This window comes from Pedobacter heparinus DSM 2366 (assembly GCF_000023825.1).
GTDB lineage: Bacteria > Bacteroidota > Bacteroidia > Sphingobacteriales > Sphingobacteriaceae > Pedobacter > Pedobacter heparinus.
This window is the reverse complement of record NC_013061.1, coordinates 3,910,275-3,925,502: the sequence shown is the minus strand read 5'-3', so window position 1 is coordinate 3,925,502 and position 15,228 is coordinate 3,910,275. Positions and strand designations below refer to the sequence as shown.

Sequence of the window (15,228 nt, the reverse complement as noted above, 5' to 3'; positions counted from 1 at the left end):
ACATAAGGGGGTTTTCATGGAAGAATTAGACAAACAAAACAAAGAAATAAGCGATATAAGTACCGGGGAAGTGGTTGAAGAAATTGTTCAGCATTTAAATAATCCTGTTTCGGGCCCGAAACCAATTGTAAAAAAATACCTGAGCACCGTAGAACAGGTATATACAGAAAGTAACAAGTTTTATTTTTCCGACGGTGACGCACGTGTAGAAATCAGGGTAGTTAGCGATGAGATCATCAGGGTAAGACTGGCACCACATGGTGTTTTTCTGGATGATTTTTCCTATGCAGTACCGGTGGTAGACCAAAAGGTGACTACATTTAAAATGGAGGAACAGGAAGCGTGTTATTCAGTTTCTACCAACACCATTACCTGTAAAGTTAGAAAAAGTGATTTTCACATTTCCTTTACCGACAATCAGAACCAGATGGTCATGAGCGAGGATGAATCGCCGATGCACTGGGAAGAAAATATTGAATTTGGCGGTTATTATGTATATGCGACCAAGAAGTGCCTTCCTGATGAGAATTTTTATGGACTGGGCGATAAATCGGGAAACATGAACCTGCGTGGGCGTCATTTCCAGAACTGGAACACTGATGCTTATTCTTTTGGCTGGGACCAGGATCCTTTGTACCGTACCATTCCTTTTTATACAGGTGTTCACCAGGGAGCGGCTTATGGAATATTTTTCGACAACACTTTCCGTTCTTATTTCGATTTTGGAAAAGAAGACAGCGCCAAGACCAGTTTCTGGGCCGATGGGGGTGAACTTCAGTATTATTACATACATGGCCCGCACTTGATGGATGTAGTAAAAAGATACCAGAGCCTGACAGGAACACATCCTATGCCGCCAAAATGGGCCTTAGGTTATCACCAATGCAGATGGAGTTATTATCCTGAGCAGAAAGTAAAAGAGATTGCAGATGGCTTCAGGTCAAGAAACATTCCATGTGATGCCATTTATCTCGACATAGATTATATGGACGGTTACCGTTGTTTTACCTGGAACAAAAACCATTTTCCAGACCCTAAAAGAATGATCAAAGAACTGGCAAATGATGGTTTCAAAACAGTTGTAATGATAGATCCGGGAATTAAGGTAGATGATAATTACTGGGTATTCAAAGAAGGGAAAGCCAATAACTATTTCTGTCGCAGAAGTGATGATTATTTTATGGAAGGCCATGTTTGGCCGGGCAGGTGCCAGTTTCCGGATTTTACCAATCCAACCGTTCGCGAATGGTGGGGTAAACTGTATAAAGAACTGGTTGATATAGGTGTTGCAGGAGTTTGGAACGACATGAACGAGCCTGCTGTATTTGGCTCTGGCACTTTTCCTAATGATGTCAGGCACAATTATGATGGGTATAGAGGGTCGCACCGCAAGGCTCATAATGTTTATGGCATGCAGATGGTGCGTTCTACTTACGACGGACTTAAAAAGTTAATGCGCAATAAACGCCCTTTTACCATTACCCGTGCCGGGTATTCGGGCATGCAGCGGTATGGCTGCGTGTGGACGGGCGATAATGTGGCTACATGGGAGCACCTTAAAATTGGTAATATTCAGTGTCAGCGCATGTCTATTTCGGGGGTGCCATTTTGCGGAACGGACATTGGTGGTTTTAGTGGTGAGCCAGATGGAGAATTGTTTACACGCTGGATACAGTTAGGTACCTTCTCGCCATTTATGCGGGCCCACTCTGCAGGAGATACAGCAGAACGTGAGCCATGGAGCTTTGGTGAGCCCTATACAAGTATTAACAGAACTTATATTGAGCTCAGGTACAGGTTAATGCCTTACCTGTACTCGGTTTTCTGGGAACACCATCGCTATGGTTTTCCTATACTACGGCCATTGGTTATGCTGGAGCAGGAAAATAGCAGCAACAGCTACCGCCAGGATGAATTTACTTTTGGCGATAAGATCCTGGTATGTCCGGTGTTGGAACAGGGGGCTGTATCGCGGATGGTATACCTGCCCAAGGGTAAATGGTATAATTTCTGGACCCACGAGGTTTTAAATGGTGAAAGCGAACATAACATTAAAGCACCTTTGGCACAAATGCCGCTATTTGTAAGGGCTGGTGCTGTAATACCCGAATATCCGGTAATGCAATATGTTGGTGAAAAGAATGTTGATGAAGTATTATTAAATGTATATTACGCAGATTATGAAGTAAATTCATTCCTTTTCGAAGATCATGGAGATACTTTTGCGTATGAGCAGGACATTTATTCAGAGAAAAAGTTTAGTGTTAAAGGTACGGAGTATCAGCTTACGATAGAACAAAGTGTTGATGGATTGTATACGCCAAATTATGAATGGTACGAGTACAACATCATTGGCTTGCCTTTTAATGTAAATAAGATTACCGTAGATGATAAAGATGTTGTTGACTATCAGTTGGATGAAAATAGTTGTCTGCATTTCAGATCAAATAAAAATTTTACCAGTATAAAAATATATAACTAATGAGAGCAGTGCTTGTCCATAGCTTATTCAGTGATTTTGATATTTCTTTATTTGTTTCAGGGAAGCACTTTAGGTTGTATGAGAAATTTGGAGCGCAGCTGATCCATGTTGAGGGGGTAGCGGGTACTTACTTTGCGGTTTGGGCGCCCAATGCCCAGGCTGTACATGTAATTGGCGATTTTAACCAATGGAACCGGTCGGCCCATGCTTTAAACAAACGCCTGGATTCATCTGGCATATGGGAAGGTTTTATCCCTGGTATAGGCAAGGGTGAGCTTTATAAGTTTTTAGTAAAAGGTTTTGACGGGCTGGAAGTAGAAAAAGGCGATCCTTATGCCAAAAGATGGGAACATCCGCCAAAAACAGCTTCTATTGTTTGGGACAATGATTACAAATGGAAAGATAAAGCCTGGTTAAATAAGCGCCCTAAATTAAATGCACTGAACAAGCCCATGTCGGTTTATGAGGTACATCTGGGATCCTGGCAGCGTGATCCGAGTGAACCTGATCGGGTGCTGACCTATATGGAAATTGCCAATAGCCTTGTTCCTTATGTGCTGGATATGGGTTTTACGCATGTCGAGTTCATGCCTTTAATGGAATATCCCTACTTCCCATCCTGGGGATACCAGATTACCGGATATTTTGCAGCAAGTTCGCGGCATGGTACTCCTCAGGAACTGATGTACCTGATCAATGAACTGCATAGAAATAACATTGCTGTAATTATGGATTGGGTGCCTTCTCATTTTCCAGGTGATTCGAATGGCCTTTACCATTTTGATGGTACGCATTTGTACGAACATTCGGATATGCGCAAAGGTTTTCATCCCGACTGGAAATCCTATATTTTTAATTACGACAGGAACGAAGTGCGTTCATTCTTAATCAGCAATGCACTGTACTGGCTGGATAAATTCCATATAGATGGGTTAAGGGTTGATGCCGTAGCTTCTATGCTTTATTTCGACTTTTCCCGCAAAACAGAGGATGCTGCCAAAAATGAATATGGGGGCAGTGAAAACCTGGGGGCTATCCAGTTTTTAAAAGACCTTAACATTGCGGTATATGGTAATTACGAAGGGGTACATACCATTGCCGAAGAAAGCAGTACTTACCCCCTCGTAACACATCCGGTACACAATGGTGGCCTTGGTTTTGGGATGAAATGGATGATGGGCTGGATGAACGATACGCTGAAATATTTCAAAAATGATCCGATCAACAGAAGGTACCATCATTATCAGCTTACTTTCAGCATTACATACGCTTTTACAGAAAACTTTATGCTTCCGTTTTCTCATGATGAAGTGGTACACGGCAAGTCATCCATGATTTATAAAATGCCTGGCGATGAGTGGCAGAAGTTTGCCAATTTAAGGGTATTGTATGCCTATATGTTTACCCAACCTGGTACAAAGCTCTTGTTTATGGGGAATGAATTTGCGCAGACCCATGAATGGGATTTTAAAAGTTCGCTGGACTGGCACTTACTGGAACACGCACCTCATATTGGTATGCAAAAAACCGTAAGGGCAATCAATAAATTATATGTTTCTGAGCCGGCCCTATTTGAGCATAGCTTTTCTGCTGAAGGTTTTGAATGGATCAATGCGGATGATGCCAGGCATTCTATTTACATCTACATCAGAAAAGGCAAAAAGGCAAAAGATACCTTAATTGTAATTTTGAACCTGACACCTGTTTACAGAGAAAATTATAGAGTTGGCCTACCATTCAGAGCCAAATGGAAGGAAATATTTAATACAGATGCCAAAGAGTTTTTTGGCAGTGGAAAGCTGAACAATAAACTGATACTTCCTGAAAAAGTAGGTTGCCACAACAGGGACTACTCGGTTGTATTGAATGTTCCACCCCTGGCGGTTACCATACTTAAACAAGGCGTTTAGTTTTTTTTCTGATCTTTAAAAGGTGATAAATACCGGATGCAGCGGCCAGTAAGAGGGTGGCGGGCAGTCCGTAGGTCTGCAGCATGCTTTGGGCAGGCTTTAATGTTACTTTTTTATCGTAGCCCATATAAATAAGTGGGTCCCAGTAATAGGGCAGGTATTCCTGTGCCTGTCTTTCTTTATTTTGCAGCCAGCTTAGTTTGGCATGGTGTAATGCCGTGCTGATTTCCTGTCCCTGCAACATGTTGCTGTAACAGGTTGCCGTAATTTCTGATGCTGCCTTGTCGTTTACGTTCCATAGTCCTGCAATAGTGCCCCCGGTACCTATTGCTGCAAATCCTCTGCTCAAACTAATAATGCCCTCACTTGCATTCATTATACCATCTGCTGTTCTGCATGCACTTAATACGATCAGGTCGGGAGCCGTTTTTCTGGCAGATAGTTCAAATAGAAACACTTCGTTGTCATTAAAGGACAAGGTGGGTTCTTTTTGCAGTCCGGAAAGGTAAGCATGTGTGCTTATATGCAATACATTTGCTTTATCAAATGCATTAAAAAAATCTTTTACACCTGCCTCTTTATCTTTCATGAAACTTCCGCCGATAATTTTCTCTATAGCCTCAGCTTCTTTGGCTACAGCAGGGATAAATTGCTTGTTTTTATTTTGATGGGTAATAAACAAACCCGAAAAATTAGGGGTTTGGATAGTTTTTTTTGCTGCCTGGTTTATCCAGGTCTGGATAGAAAAAGCATAGGACAAGGACTGGCTTCTAATAAGGTAGGGCCAGTTTGCTATGGATGGTTCGTAATTTTTATCCGTAATCAGGCCGTCAAAGGATAAATAACCAATAATTTCATCGGGTATAATGATCAGTTTATCATTTTTGTTAAATTTAAGATCACCAAGTAAAGCTCTGTAAATCTGATTTGAAGCCAAAAAGAAGGCCTCTGGCTGATTCATCATTGCTGAGGGGCCACTATGGTAATAAGTACTTACAAAATTGAAGATCGTTTTTTTTATTGCCGGGGCTGCCCGGACCTGTTTAATGTGTTTTACCCTGTTGCCGTAAATTTCTACCACATAAAGATTTTGTGTGCCTAAAAAGAACGCAATGAAATGAGCATGTGCAGGCAATTGGCTTAACGGTTCAGCGGTACGCCCAAATCCTGGACTATCTTTATTTATGATCATGGATGGATAACGTTTGGTTAAATCCTTTTCCAGCGCTTCCAGTTTAAACTTTAATACAGCATAGCGTTGTTCTGCTTCTTTAATATCCCCCTTACTTTGTAACAGTTCCCTCTCATTGTAGGCGATAGCCTGTTCAAGCTTTGCTTTTTGTTGAAATAGGGTGTCATTTGTTGAAAGCGTTAACTGCTGCTGGCTTCTTCTGATATCGTCCAACAGGGTACGGGCTTTGGCTTGCTCAATGATGTCAACAATTGCTACTGCATAGTTATGCTGTTTTGTTTTTTGAAGCAAATCAAAAGCAATGGCGATTGCTTTTTCTGCCATCTGTTTGGTCTCGGCCTGAAAGCGTTGTTTGGTTTTTACATCTGCAAGTTCAAAGCGGATCTTATCTGCAGCAAGCAGAGCGAGGCGGATGTTTTCCAGCGCTTCCTTTTCTTTTCCCAGTAAGTTAAGTGCCAGCGATTTTTGGTAAAAAACATCTACCAGACGATTATCCCCAAATATTTTTTTTAGTGGGATTTGCAGACTGTTGTCTATCAGGCCAAAGGAGCTTAAAGTTTGGTTAAAGTAATGTATGGCTTCAGCCGCCTGTTTTTGTTCCAGCTTAATCTTACCCATCTGGGTATAGGTATAAGCCTTTTCCCTTAGGCGGTTCCCCTTATAATATTGATCATTAATGCTTAAGGCCAGTTTATAATACTTCCAGGCCAAACTGAAATTATTTTTCCTGAACTGGATGTTACCTGCGGTAATGTAACTGCTCATCAGCCAGTAAGCAGTTTCGAAATCTTGCTTACGGCTCTCTTGCCGGGCAATATTCTTGCCGATCACTTTTTCGGCAAGCTCCAGTTCTTCTTTATCATTATAAATATCAGCCAGTGTATTGTCTAATAAAATTAGCTCAACAGCTGTATAGCCGGCTTTTTTTTTGCCAAGTAGAATACAGTCCTCTGCATTTTTAAAATCGCCTAAAGAACGGTAAGAGATGGCCATGTTATTATAAACAGCCACAGCTAACGAATCATTGCGCTCTTTGTTTGCATAGTCGAGCGTTTTTTGCTGAATGAAAAGCGCCTTTTCGTAATCGCCCAAACGGGTACAATTGTTTGCCCAGGGTTTCAAGACATATTCGGCTATACCCTCCACATTCAGTTTATGGTTTATATAATAATTATAAGCCAGTTCATAATAAGATATGGATTGAAGGATATTTCCGGAATACATCTGGTTATAGCCCAGGTTACTGAGGAGCATTAACCAGGCTTCTTTTTCAGGAGTATATTGCGGTTTACGCCAGCTATCCCGTTCTGTGCGCATTAAAAAAGGCAGACTTTGACTGGGGTTGTGATAACAATAATCAATCCTGGTATAGATCCATTCCGAGAGATTATCTTTTGTTTTTAAAGAATCGAGCGTTTTACGGAGATATTGGGGTATGTTTTCTGCAGGTTGTGCCACTACAAAACCAAAAAATGCTAGATAAATAAGAAGCGTACAAAACCAGGATTTAGCTATTCTCATTAAATGCCATTTTAGCTAAAATACGCTTTTTGGCTAAAATTTCCATGTTAAATAAGTAATTAGTCTGTTGTCGGATCCCTGAAAAGTATGTAAATACCTGAAGCCTATTGCAGGACCAACATGTACTTTTCCTACCTGTATGTCTGTAAACAAGGTATTCTGGAAATCATTGAAGCTATTGCTCACTTTGTTAAATGCCTGCTTAAGGGTAACCTCCTGCCTTACACCCGCAGCATTTACAATTGTATATAAGGCTGTTTTGGAAGGGGTATATTGTTCATCAATATTAAATGAGACCAGTGTACCAATTCCAGCACCGATGTACTTATTGAAATTATATCTCATTTGGAGCGGAACAATGTTGATGGTGATTACTTTACTGCGCAGCATGCTGTCTGCATATTTAAGTGTACCTTCCTGTTGCTTACCATCTATAATAACAGGAACCAGTCTGTCATTGCCCTGGGCTCTTTTAATCAGGTATTCTTTTTCTGCATATGAGCTGCCGTACAATTCTACCTGCCAGTAGTACCTGTGTGGTGCGTAGGGTGCAAGGCTTGCCCCAAAAGTGATGTTGTTTTGCCCGGAAAATGGTGTATTGCCATTTTTAAATGGAAAACCATAGCCTGCAATAATACCTGGAGACAGACCCATTTTGTATTTGCCTGTAGCTCTATTGGTATAAATTGGTTCATTTTTATCAAATACAATGGCAGCTCCACTTTTAAAAGGCAGTTTTTTTGGTTTTTCCTTAAAACCAATCCTGTATTCAATAAAACCCATAGTAGAATCTGCATCGTTAACCCCTTTCTGCTGTAGGCCAGGCAGATAGATGTTCCTGAATATAAAGTGCAAACTATCTGCTGTGCCAACTGTATCCAGACAGCTTTGATTGGCATAGGCGGTATTGCACAAGACAAGTTTGGGTTTTGAGTCGGTAATTTCTACTGAGCCTTTATTTAATACTTCTGCAATGGCTACGCCCACATCAATCTGCTTAGCAGGACCCTTGCCCGTATTTTGGAACCGTACTTTATAGGTCAGTTTTTTATTCTTTCCTGTAAAGCGAAAGTTCATCCTGCTGTTCCTGAGCATCATTTTATTAGGGTCATGAGAGGCTACGATTTGTAGTTCAAGCGTGAAAAACTCTGTTACCGCCAATGGGTTATCGGGAATAAACATGCCCGTCAGTTTTACAACGGCATTGGTGTCTTTGATCATCTCCGGGGTAGTTTTAAACTGCATGAACATGAATTTTTCTTCTCCTGCTTTCAGGTTCTCAAACTTCCAGCTTTCGATTTTCCTGTACGCAGCTGTTTTTTCCCTGATCAATGCCGTACCTTCAGGATCAAAAACGACAGCTGGCCGAGTGTATTCCGGACCATTAATCGACGCATAAAAAGGATGCTCAGTACTTACCTTTCGGGCAGCTACGGCCCCATGTTTTTCCAGGAAAGTCTTTTTTTCCTGGTTATAGGTACGGGTTTCAGCCAGTTCAAAATTATCCTTATTAAATTCTTTATCGTTAAATAAAATGGAGACCGTACCACCCAGGTTTGCCAGGCCATTCTCCATTTTATTGCGGTAGCCAAAAACCAGCATCATGTCATCGCCAGGTTTGGGCATACAATTAGTTTTGAGTTCAATTGCCCCGCCCGATTTAAAAAAGTTGGGTGCAGCTGATGTTTTAACTGCGGCCAGAACAGGCCTGTTGCTGCCAGGTTTTAAGGGTTTAGGCCTTGTTGGCGGTCGTTTGCCATCGTCATAACTGTTGGTGGCAAATAAACGGACATCATATTTTAAGGTATCCGGATAACTGTGCTGAGGTTCCTTTTCAAAAGAGAACTGCCCGTCACCAAACTCCCAGAAATAAGTATAAAAGGGTTCTGGTGCGCCGGCAATCTGACGTAAGGGGCGTAGAACAGAACTAAAAGTGACTACACCATTTTCTATTTTATGGTTAATAATGGCCGGCACGGTATCTGACGGTACAATTGCGGCCTGAACGGTTGTAGCAACCTGAGGTTGTTTAACCTGTGCACAAAGGCTGGCAGGCGCAAATATTTGCAGCAAAATGATTACCGTAAATAATAAAATAGCGTGTAACAATTTTTTCATATTTGCTAATAAATTTAATAATATAATTAATAAATCAATGCCGCTTTATAGTTAAAAGCTTTGGGCAGAGCTATTTTTGTATAATCCTGGTAGGTTTAGATTAAAACAGAAAAAAGATAAAGCCCAATAAGGGCCTTATCTTCATTGTGTGTATTGATTGGGATGCTAATAACTGTTAAGGCTGTTTATGGCAGCCTGTATTGCAGCCTCAGTAGTTTCAGTGAGGCTAAGTGTTATATTTTGATTGGCACTTATAGTGATCTCCTGTGCCGCGTAATAAAATTTACCATTTTTAATAGAAAAGGAAAACATACGTCCTTCAGAGCCAACAGGCATCATGTTGTCATAGCTTTTTACTTTATTCGGTCCATCTGGAGTATAAAGTTGGGCTACTACATTACTGCCTTTTGCACAGAAATATACATAAGTTTCTCCGGTGTAAGAATAGAAGCTTGCCATTGAACCGGGGTTGTTTAATACTTCTACCCTTACGGTGGTTTTAGGATTTGTATAGTTATAGAATACATCACAATTGATCCAGCCGAGGCTTCCAAAATTAAAGGTAAATGTATTCTGGGTGGCAGTTACATCATTAGGAACCTGACCATTGGCTTTTCTTGGTGCTGCCCAGGCCATTTGATTTTCTGCTGCAGCTACCAGGGGTTTGTCCTGCTGATCTACACCAATCCACAGTTGAGTGGCACCATCTCTTTTTGCAGGTATAGCTATTTGCACAGGTACAGCAAGGTTCTGGTCTACACTAACACCGTTCGATTTTACATCAATAAAGATAAAACCGTCTGATGCAAGTGGTGCACCTGAGGAATGATTGGTATTTGCCCCTGAAAAAATAACTGTACTTCTTTTGAGTACTTCGTAGGCTTCAACGCTGACATTTCCGGTAACAGCAACACCTCCTTTGGTTAATGAGCCAACAGGGAAAGTTACTTTTGTTCCATCTAAAAATGTAACGGTTTGAGGGAGGGATGAGGCGTTGATTTCTTTGACTTGTTTCTGGGCACCATATTTAGCGGTAAACTCTTTTGCAGTATTTACCGTCCCTCCATTCTCGTCACCTGAATTTTGTTTTTTACACGCAAAGTTTAAAGAGATCAATGCGATAAATAATGCTGATGTTAAGTTAAATGTTTTCATAATGTTTAATTTTAAAATTGCTTACTCTGTTAAGGCTTTTCAGCGTTCGCCATTGGATGATTCGATTAGATATCAAGGGCAGTTAAAAATTGTTACCCCCCTGGTTCAATTTTTTTTACTGCACTATCAAAAGAAGTTTTAAATTAGTGCCTATATGCTTCATGATATCATTCGCTAATGGCTAAACACATACATTCAGATCAGCGTTACGTTACCGGCCTGGTAAATAATGATACGGTAATAATTAACGAGATCTATAAGCGTTGTGCCGGAAAAATAAAGTCATGGATCGTTTTTAATAATGGCAGCGAAGACGATGCAGCAGATGTTTTCCAGGAAGCCCTGATGGATGTTTACCGGCAGGCCAAATACAAATCGCTTGAACTGACCTGCCCGTTTGAACCTTACATTTTATTGATCTGCAAACGTAAATGGTTAAATGAAATAAAAAAAAGATCAATTCTACCGGTAACAAATCAGGAAGAGGATTTATTACATATCGGAGAAGATACTTTTGCAAATGCAGATGAACTGGAAAATCAGGAAGCGCAATCCAAATTATTTTTCAACGCCTTTGAAAAATTAGGTGAACGCTGCAAAGAAATCATTTCATGGAGCATGAAGGGCGAGGCACAGGAAAAAGTAGCCGAAGCACTTGGTGTTACCTATGGTTACCTGAGAAAAAAGAAGTCTGAATGCATGGCATCTCTGATAAAAATGGTTCAATCAAATAAAACGGAAGAATGATGTACGAGGAGAAATTATTAACTGTTGCCCGTTACCTTGAAGGTGATATGGAGCCTCAGGAAAAACAGCAGTTTGAAACTTTACTTCAGTCGGATCAGGAACTGCAGGATTTGCTGGATGCGTATAAAAATGTTCATCAGACCTTAAAAATGAAGATTGCCCCTTCTCAGGAAGATAAGGATGTTGAAGCCACACTAACTTCTTTCGGCAAACAGTATTTTAAACAGGGGGCTATTCCTGACACTGCAAAAGATGCAAAAGTAATTTCATTAAGCAGTTATATGAAGTGGATAAGTGTGGCTGCAATACTGATTGTTGGTCTATTTGTGTGGGCGCCCTGGAACACTGATTTATATGAACGTTATGGAATAAGTAAGGAAATGTCGGTAGTAGAACGTGGTGATGGTAATAAAAATAATATTGAAAAAGCAGCTGATCTTTACAATGCCGGTGATTTTGACGCTGCTGGTAAAATTCTGGAAAAAGAATATTTAGCTGATACGGCTAATTCATTAGTAGCCTATTATTATGGGATAACCCTGATAGAAACAAATAAAGCAGATGAGGCAAGAAGGATATTGATAGGATTGTATGCCGGTAAATCTGTATTTAAATACGAGGCTGCCTATTATATAGGCTTAAGCTATCTTAAACAAAATAATCATGCCCAGGCGCTGGAATGGCTGGAAAAAATCCCTCAGGGAAGCCCTGTTTACGAAAAAGCACAGGAGCTGATCAAAAAAATACGTTAAAAAAAATCCATTTAAAGTATGGACATCCGGATGTTTAAAACCCGGATTTATACATTTTTATATTAAATTCAAAAGAGCAGGCAACCCATGCAGGCCAATCTACGTAACAGTAGGTATAGATGAATTAAAAAATTACGTGGACGAATTTATCATTCAGGAGTTAATAGCCGGTTGTAAGAAAAAAGACAGGAAATCCCAGAAAGGACTTTACCAGCTTTTTTATAGTTATGCTATGCGAATGTGTATCCGTTACGCAAAAGATAAGGATGAGGCTATAGAACTTGTAAATGACGGGTTTATGCGGGTCTTTATTCATATTCACCGTTATGAGGAAAAGAGGTCATTTAAAGCCTGGTTAAGTACAATTATGATCAATACCTCTATAGATCACTACAGGAAGCAAATAAAGCGTATTGAAATGGAAGAGCTAAATGCAAGGCACGAAATGGAGGATAAGGAGAGTATTCTTTCACATATCCATTATGAAGAGCTGATTAAACTGGTACAAAGGCTATCTGTAGCCTATCGGACAGTTTTTAACCTGTTTGCCATTGATGGATATACACACGAAGAGATTTCATCTATGCTTTCTATTTCTGTGGGTACTTCTAAATCAAATTTATTTAAAGCAAGAGAACAGTTAAAAAAGATGCTGAAACAACATCGCGATTAAAAAATAATAAATGAAACACCATTATGGAATTGAACGATAAGGAGTTTGATGCCACCTTTAGAAAAAAGGTATTTGATGCCGAGCTCCGGTTTGAGGAAGCGGCATGGGATAAGATGGAGCAAAAGCTGAGAAGGAGAGGCCGTGTGGTGTTTTTTAGAAAAGCCGGTGCTGTATGCTTATTACTTTTAGTTTTTTTGGGGGGCTATCTGATGTTTGATCGGGGATTACAGGAAAAACCAAAAACTAAAATTGCCGGACGAAGTAAACAAGAACATGTACGGTCAGGTAAAGCAACTGAGACTGCCAGGGTACCGCAAAACAAAGTTCGAATAAAAAATCAGGGGCCTAAATCTGTTTATGTAGATCAGTCTTTTTTTAAAAAGGATATTGTAATCGATTTTTCGGATAGCTTGGGGAATCAAAAAAATGAAGACCAACCTTTATACAGCAAAAAAGATAGTATAAATACAGCCTTAGCAGGAATAGGAAATCCGGATTCCGCCCAGCTAAGCTTACCCGGCACTCATGTATTACCGCCTTCGGTTGTGGCTGTAAATAAAAAACAAAAGCAGGGCCTCCGCAAACCATTTCCGGTTAGCTTATCGTTTAGTGCCGGTCCCGAATTCAATTCTTCGGGTGCGGTGTTGGGTGGAAAAACCGGTTTTAGTGCAGGTTTTGGCTTTAGCGTAGGTATTGCCAAACGCATTAGCCTTCAAACCGGGCTGAAGTACAGTATGAAGGATTATGCGGCAGAGAATTATGAGTATAAATTTAAAAGCATAAGGGCAAAAGATATCATTTCCAAAGTAGATGCCTCTTGTGCGGTGCTGGAAATTCCACTACAGGCTTCTTATACGGTGTTGGAGGATGCAGAAAAAAGTATTGACCTGAATGTTGGTATGTCGAGTTATTTTATGCTTAAAGAAGATTATACCTACAGGTACAATGCCGGATCGGGTATTGCTGACAGGTTTCAGGAATATAAAAATCGGAATCAGCATTATTTTGGTGTGGCTGATCTTTCGGCTACTTATTACGTTAAGCTAAAAAAGAAAGGATTAAAACTTGGGCTCGAACCTTATGTTAAAATACCTCTAACCGGTGTTGGTGAAGGGAAAGTAAACCTAAAATCAAGTGGCATTTCATTAAAACTACGTTATGACCTGGGCAATAAAAATAACTAACTTTTTTTTTGGCAGTTTATTGTTGCTGTTACAGTTCAATGCTGCCGGGCAAAGCTATATAGGGAAAGATGTAAAAATCACGCTGTTTTCTACTACTCCTGTAGAAGACATCAGGGCTGTAAGTGTGAGGGGCACTGCAGTACTGATAGCCAAAACCAGGGAAATTGTGGTACAGGTTCCAATCAGGACATTTGAATTTGACAGGAGATTAATGCAGGAGCATTTTAACGAAAACTATATGGAAAGTGACCAATACCCACTTGCAAAATTTAAGGGTACCATAGATCAGGGTATTGATTTCACCAAAGATGGGACATATAGTGTTACTGTAAATGGTACACTTAGTATGCATGGGGTAGATAAGATACGTGCTATAACCGGGAAAGTGAGTATTGAAAATGGAGAGATCAGGATCTTAACCGCATTTAAAGTACCATGTGCTGATCATAAAATAAAAATACCAACACTTATCATGACCAAAGTTGCTGAAGTAATCAGTATAACCCTGGATGGTAAGCTAAACCAGATCAAATAATCCAGAATAAACATGAAAAAGATCAGTTTATTAACAATTCCTCTTTTTTTTAGCTTGATGGCTGCTCATGCCCAGCAGGCAGACTCTTTGTTGAATGTGCTGAATAGCGGTTTGATAAAGCCAGAAGTTGAAGCTGTATTTAAGTCTACCCGCGTAGTCTTGTCACACTCCAGCGAAACTCAGAAGAAGCATGATCTGGACATGCGCATACGCCATCATTTTGGAGATATTGGCGGCAAATTTGGCAGTGCACATACCTTATATGGACTTGATGTAGCGTCTGATCTGTTTATTGGTTTTGATTATGGCATAACTGATGACCTGACTGTTGGTATAGGAAGAAGTAAGCAGGATGAGCTCTATAATTTTTCAGGCAAATATAAATTGCTTAAACAAAGAACAGATGGTAAAATGCCGGTTAACCTTACCCTTTTTGCACAGATGGGCTGGATAGCCAGAGAACCATTTTCACAAACGGAGTTTACAACTTATTCAAATAGATTCTCTTACTTTTTGCAGTCCATCATTTCCAGGAAGTTTTCGTCAAGATTTTCTCTGGAAGTAATGCCTGCCTTGCTGATGAGGAAAAATACAGCTGAAAGCAGAGATCCCCAAAACCTTTTCTCACTTGGATTTGCAGGCAGGATGAAGTTGACCAGAAGGTTGTCTTTTATTGCTGATTATACACTTGTCAATGGTTTGTCGCGCCCAAATGATCTATCCCAGGTTTATTATAATCCCCTTGGTGTGGGGCTGGAAATTGAAACCGGCGGACATATCTTCTCCCTTAATTTTATGAATTCCGAGTATATCCTGGAAAACAACTTTATTTCAAATACAAAAAAATCATGGAAGGATGGAGGGATCCGCTTTGGCTTCACCATTTCCAGAAATTTTACCCTGTTTAAATCAAAAAATAAAGACCCCGACAAAACATCTAAAATTTACTAAACCTAAAA

General features: G+C 40.2%; 11 protein-coding genes. 8 read left to right on the top strand and 3 right to left on the bottom strand.

Annotated elements, in window-relative coordinates:
• Window positions 1–16 precede the first annotated feature (16 nt).
• Window positions 17–2,482: a glycoside hydrolase family 31 protein gene (locus PHEP_RS16460; protein WP_015809112.1), complete on the top strand. Its 2,466-nt coding sequence runs from the start codon at window positions 17–19 to the stop codon at window positions 2,480–2,482.
• Window positions 2,482–4,392, top strand: a complete 1,911-nt coding sequence (gene glgB / locus PHEP_RS16455; protein WP_015809111.1) for a 1,4-alpha-glucan branching protein GlgB — start codon at window positions 2,482–2,484, stop codon at window positions 4,390–4,392. Before PHEP_RS16460 ends, glgB begins: the two co-directional genes overlap by 1 nt.
• Here the strand turns inward: glgB and PHEP_RS16450 are convergent.
• The 3 genes from PHEP_RS16450 to PHEP_RS16440 form a co-directional block, all read right to left on the bottom strand.
• Window positions 4,376–7,105: a CHAT domain-containing protein gene (locus PHEP_RS16450; RefSeq protein ID WP_015809110.1), complete on the bottom strand. Its 2,730-nt coding sequence runs from the start codon at window positions 7,103–7,105 to the stop codon at window positions 4,376–4,378. The genes glgB and PHEP_RS16450 overlap by 17 nt on opposite strands.
• A 33-nt stretch (window positions 7,106–7,138) precedes the next feature.
• On the bottom strand, window positions 7,139–9,223 hold the full coding sequence (locus PHEP_RS16445; RefSeq protein WP_015809109.1) for a PKD domain-containing protein: 2,085 nt from the start codon (window positions 9,221–9,223) through the stop codon (window positions 7,139–7,141).
• Window positions 9,224–9,388: 165 nt separating this feature from the next.
• Window positions 9,389–10,378 carry a hypothetical protein gene (locus PHEP_RS16440; protein WP_015809108.1) on the bottom strand — a complete coding sequence of 330 codons (990 nt, stop codon included), beginning with the start codon at window positions 10,376–10,378 and terminating at the stop codon, window positions 9,389–9,391.
• Between the two features lie 177 nt (window positions 10,379–10,555).
• Between PHEP_RS16440 and PHEP_RS16435 the strand changes: the two genes are divergently transcribed.
• From PHEP_RS16435 to PHEP_RS16410, 6 genes are all read left to right on the top strand, one after another.
• Window positions 10,556–11,125, top strand: coding sequence for an RNA polymerase sigma factor (locus PHEP_RS16435; RefSeq protein WP_015809107.1), 570 nt, complete (start codon window positions 10,556–10,558; stop codon window positions 11,123–11,125).
• Entirely contained in the window at window positions 11,122–11,877 is a 756-nt protein-coding gene (locus PHEP_RS16430) for a tetratricopeptide repeat protein (protein ID WP_015809106.1), read from the top strand. The genes PHEP_RS16435 and PHEP_RS16430 overlap by 4 nt, the downstream gene beginning before the upstream one ends.
• A 136-nt stretch (window positions 11,878–12,013) precedes the next feature.
• Complete coding sequence (locus PHEP_RS16425) at window positions 12,014–12,550, top strand: RNA polymerase sigma factor (RefSeq protein WP_015809105.1); 537 nt, start codon at window positions 12,014–12,016, stop codon at window positions 12,548–12,550.
• A gap of 23 nt (window positions 12,551–12,573) precedes the next feature.
• Window positions 12,574–13,734 (top strand): outer membrane beta-barrel protein, encoded by a 1,161-nt coding sequence (locus PHEP_RS16420; RefSeq protein WP_015809104.1) that lies wholly within the window; start codon window positions 12,574–12,576, stop codon window positions 13,732–13,734.
• A complete protein-coding gene (locus tag PHEP_RS16415) occupies window positions 13,709–14,269 on the top strand; it encodes a YceI family protein (protein ID WP_015809103.1) in 561 nt (186 codons plus the stop codon). Before PHEP_RS16420 ends, PHEP_RS16415 begins: the two co-directional genes overlap by 26 nt.
• A 12-nt stretch (window positions 14,270–14,281) precedes the next feature.
• Window positions 14,282–15,220, top strand: a complete 939-nt coding sequence (locus PHEP_RS16410; RefSeq protein WP_015809102.1) for a DUF5777 family beta-barrel protein — start codon at window positions 14,282–14,284, stop codon at window positions 15,218–15,220.
• Window positions 15,221–15,228 lie beyond the last annotated feature (8 nt).

Coding starts and splice junctions, on each gene's coding strand:
- PHEP_RS16460 (WP_015809112.1), top strand. CDS start 17: ATGGAAGAATTAGACAAACAAAACAAAGAAATAAGCGATATAAGTACC.
- glgB (WP_015809111.1), top strand. CDS start 2,482: ATGAGAGCAGTGCTTGTCCATAGCTTATTCAGTGATTTTGATATTTCT.
- PHEP_RS16450 (WP_015809110.1), bottom strand. CDS start 7,105: ATGAGAATAGCTAAATCCTGGTTTTGTACGCTTCTTATTTATCTAGCA.
- PHEP_RS16445 (WP_015809109.1), bottom strand. CDS start 9,223: ATGAAAAAATTGTTACACGCTATTTTATTATTTACGGTAATCATTTTG.
- PHEP_RS16440 (WP_015809108.1), bottom strand. CDS start 10,378: ATGAAAACATTTAACTTAACATCAGCATTATTTATCGCATTGATCTCT.
- PHEP_RS16435 (WP_015809107.1), top strand. CDS start 10,556: ATGGCTAAACACATACATTCAGATCAGCGTTACGTTACCGGCCTGGTA.
- PHEP_RS16430 (WP_015809106.1), top strand. CDS start 11,122: ATGATGTACGAGGAGAAATTATTAACTGTTGCCCGTTACCTTGAAGGT.
- PHEP_RS16420 (WP_015809104.1), top strand. CDS start 12,574: ATGGAATTGAACGATAAGGAGTTTGATGCCACCTTTAGAAAAAAGGTA.
- PHEP_RS16415 (WP_015809103.1), top strand. CDS start 13,709: ATGACCTGGGCAATAAAAATAACTAACTTTTTTTTTGGCAGTTTATTG.
- PHEP_RS16410 (WP_015809102.1), top strand. CDS start 14,282: ATGAAAAAGATCAGTTTATTAACAATTCCTCTTTTTTTTAGCTTGATG.